Source organism: Corallococcus praedator, from assembly GCF_003612125.1.
Classification (GTDB): domain Bacteria; phylum Myxococcota; class Myxococcia; order Myxococcales; family Myxococcaceae; genus Corallococcus; species Corallococcus praedator.
Map to the genome: position 1 here is coordinate 1 of NZ_RAWI01000656.1, position 2869 is coordinate 2869.

Sequence of the window (2869 nt, forward strand, 5' to 3'; positions counted from 1 at the left end):
GAGACAGGAGTCGGGCCGTCACCGGGGGAGGCTGCCCGGCTGGCGCCTGGGGCCGGGCCACGAGGGAGGGTGAACGCGGGATGCGCCTGCTGCACACGTCGGACTGGCACCTGGGACACACGCTGTATGACGTCTCGCGCGAGGCGGAGCACACCGCGTTCCTGACGTGGCTGCTGGCCACGCTGGAGTCGGAGGAGGTGGACGCGCTCCTGGTGGCCGGGGACATCTTCGACACGGCCAACCCCAGCGCGGAGGCGCAGGCGGCTTGGTACCACTTCATCGCGCGCGCGCGCCGTGCGCTGCCGAAGCTGGACGTGGTGGTGGTGGGCGGCAACCACGACTCCGCGGCGCGACTGGACGCGCCGGATCCGTTGTTCACCGCGCTGGGGGTGCGCGTGGTGGGCGGGCTGCCGCGTCAGCAGGGCGCGCTGGAGCTGGAGCGGCTGGTGGTGCCGGTGCACGACGCGCGCGGGAAGGTGGGCGCGTGGGTGGCGGCGGTGCCGTACCTGCGGCCCTCGGACCTGCCGCCGGTGGCGGACGCGACGGTGGACCGGTTGGTGGAGGGCGTGCGCTCCGTGTACGCGGAGGTGCTGGACGGGGCGCGCAGGCGCCGGCGCTCCGGACAGGCGCTGGTGACCATGGGCCACTGCTACATGACGGGCTCGGAGCTGTCGGAGCTGAGCGAGCGGAAGATATTGGGCGGCAACCAGCACGCGCTGCCGGTGGACCTGTTCCCGGAGGACGTCGCGTACGCGGCGCTGGGGCATTTGCACAAGGCCCAGCGCGTGGGCGGTCGCGAGGGCGTGCGCTACAGCGGCTCTCCGTTGCCGCTGTCCCTGTCGGAAGCGCACTACAAACATCAGGTGTTGCTGGTGGACGTGGAGGACGGGGCGCTCAATCAGGTGCGTCCTTTGCCGGTGCCGCGCACGACGGACATGGTGCGGGTGCCCGCCCGGGACGCGCTGGTGCTCGCGGACGTGCTGGAATTGCTCGCGGCGCTGCCCGCGTTCGAGCCGGGGATGCCGGAGTCGATGCGGCCGTACCTGGAGGTCTGCGTGTCGCTGCCCCGGCCGGAGCCGGCGCTGCGCCACAAGGTGGAGCAGGCGCTGGAGGGACGCGCGGCGCGGCTGGTGAAGCTGACGCCCTTCTACACGGGGACGGGCGGGGCGCTGGCGGACGTGCGGCCGGGGCTGTCGCTGCGGGAGCGCACGCCAGAGGACGTGTTCCTCGCCCGGTATGCGCGGGACTTCAAGGAGCCGCCCACGCCGGAGCTGCTGGAGTCGTTCCACGCGCTGCTCACGCAGGTGCAGGAGGACGCGTCGTGAAGATCCTGGCGATTCGCGGCAGCAACCTCACGAGCTTCTCCGGTGAGTTCAAGCTGGAGCTGGATCAGGCGCCGCTGGACAGGTTGGGCCTGTTCGCCATCTCCGGCGCGACGGGCGCGGGGAAGAGCACGCTCCTGGATGCGCTGTGTCTGGCGCTGTTCGACCGCACGCCCCGGCTGGGTGGGCCCAGCAAGGTGCTGGTGGGCCGCGCGGACGAGGACGAGGAGGCGCGTCTTTCTGCCTACGATGTGCGCGGCATGCTGCGGCGCGGGGCGGGCAAGGGCCACGCGGAGGTGGACTTCCAGGGCAAGGACGGGCGGCGCTACCGGGCGCGCTGGAACGTGTGGCGGGCGCGAGAGCGCGCGGAAGGGCGCTTCCGGCCGCAGGAGCTGAGCCTGACGGACGTGGCCACGGGGCAGTTGTTCGGCCGCACCAAGGGCGAGGTGCTCCAGGCCATTCAGGAGCGGCTGGGGTTGTCGTTCGATCAGTTCCGACGCTCGGCGCTGCTGGCGCAGGGAGAGTTCGCGGCGTTCCTGCGCGCGGATGCGAACGAGCGCGCGGAGCTGCTGGAGCGGATGACGGGCACGGAGGTGTACAGCCGGCTGTCCGTCGCGGCGCACAAGAAGAACGCGCTGGAGCAGGAGGAGTTGACGCGGCTGTCGCACGGGCTCGCGGCCATCGCGCTGCTGTCGGACGCGGAGCGGGAGGGCGCGCGCGGCCAGTTGGGCGAGGAGGAGGTCGCGCGGGTGCGCGAGGAGACCCGGCTGCGCGAGGCCGAAGGGGCCCGGTCCTGGTACGCGCTGCGCGCGGAGCTGGTGGGACAGGAACAGGCTTCCGACGTCGCGGTGACGCGGGCCGTGGAGGAGAAGGAGGCGGCGGCGCCTCGCGAGGCCCTGCTGGAGTCGGTGCGCGCGGCGGAGGGGTTCCGCGCGGTCGTGTCGGCGGTGGAGACCGCGGAGCAGCGCTGTGTGCTGGCGGAGGCGGAACAGGTCGGCCGCGCGTCGCAGGCGGAAGCGGCGCTCGCGGCGTCGGCGGCGCAGCGCCAGGTGCGGATGCAGGCGGAGGTGGCGCGGGCGTCGGCGCAGGAGGCGGAGGCCTCGGTGCGTCCGGCGTTGGAGGAGGCGGCGAGGCTGGACACGCGGCGCGCGGAGGCCGAGCGCGAGGCCCGGGAGACCGCGGAGCTGGCGAAGCAGGCACAGGCGGCGGAGACCGCCGCCCAGGAGGCGCTGGCGCTGGTGCAGGCCGCGGAGGCGAAGGCCCAGGGGCTGGTGGACGCGGCCCAGGCGTGGCGCGCCTCGCATGAGAGCTGGGAGCCCCTGGCCACGGAATGGCCCCGCTGGCAGCGCGAGCTGGAGCGCTACGCGGGCGCCCTCAAGGAAGAGCAGGCGGCGGGGACGGACGCGGACCGGTTGGGGAAGGACGTGGACCGGCTGGGCGGCGAGACCCAGGCGCGTCGCGAGGAACACCAGGGCGCGGCCGAGGCCGAAGCGCAGGCGCTGGCATTGGCGACCCACGCGGAGGCGGCGCTGGGGGAGGACACGCTG

2 protein-coding genes are annotated in these 2869 nt (G+C 73.8%); both read left to right on the forward strand.

All coding sequences use genetic code 11. From position 1 onward, the window contains the following. Positions 1 to 80: 80 nt before the first annotated feature. Positions 81 to 1325, forward strand: coding sequence for an exonuclease SbcCD subunit D C-terminal domain-containing protein (locus D7Y13_RS40460; RefSeq protein WP_120584190.1), 1245 nt, complete (start codon positions 81 to 83; stop codon positions 1323 to 1325). Next, the coding region (locus D7Y13_RS40465; RefSeq protein WP_147452623.1) for an AAA family ATPase at positions 1322 to 2869 on the forward strand (1548 nt) is incomplete at its 3' end. The genes D7Y13_RS40460 and D7Y13_RS40465, both read left to right, overlap by 4 nt.

What these genes read in the sequence shown, in the direction of transcription:
- D7Y13_RS40460 (WP_120584190.1), top strand. Translation starts at nt 81, where the DNA reads ATGCGCCTGCTGCACACGTCGGACTGGCACCTGGGACACACGCTGTAT.